Here is a 486-nt window from a genome sequence, read left to right as displayed (position 1 = left end):
AGCTTCTTCTGCTTTGCGAGCTTCTTCTGCTTTGCGAGCTTCTTCAGCCTTGCGTGCTTCTTCGGCTTTACGAACCTCTTCAGCTTTACGAGCTTCTTCGGCTTTGCGTGCTTCTTCGGCTTTACGTGCTTCTTCCGCTTTGCGTGCCTCTTCAGCTTTGCGAGCTTCTTCCGCTTTACGAGCCTCTTCAGCTTTGCGAGCTTCTTCAGCCTTGCGTGCTTCTTCGGCTTTACGATCCTCTTCAGCTTTACGATCCTCTTCAGCTTTACGGGCCTCTTCCGCTTTACGTGCTTCTTCAGCTTTACGTGCTTCTTCCGCTTTGCGAGCTTCTTCCGCTTTACGAGCCTCTTCTGCTTTGCGTGCCTCTTCAGCTTTGCGAGCTTCTTCGGCTTTATGTGCCTCTTCAACCTTACGAGCTTCTTCGGCTTTACGTGCCTCTTCCACTTTGCGAGCTTCTTCGGCTTTACGTGCTTCTTCAGCTTTACG

The 486-nt window shown here is 51.2% G+C and carries 1 protein-coding gene; it reads right to left on the bottom strand.

Annotation, left to right across the window (positions count from 1 at the left end; genetic code table 11):
• A partial coding sequence (locus tag HSP_RS11000; RefSeq protein ID WP_010129811.1) for a hypothetical protein occupies positions 1 to 486 on the bottom strand: 486 nt, incomplete at both ends.

Origin of the sequence: Haemophilus sputorum CCUG 13788 (genome assembly GCF_000238795.1) — a bacterium.
GTDB classification, from domain to species: Bacteria; Pseudomonadota; Gammaproteobacteria; order Enterobacterales; family Pasteurellaceae; genus Haemophilus_A; species Haemophilus_A sputorum.
The sequence above is the reverse complement of the archived record's forward strand: the minus strand, read 5'-3'. Positions and strand labels throughout refer to the sequence as shown.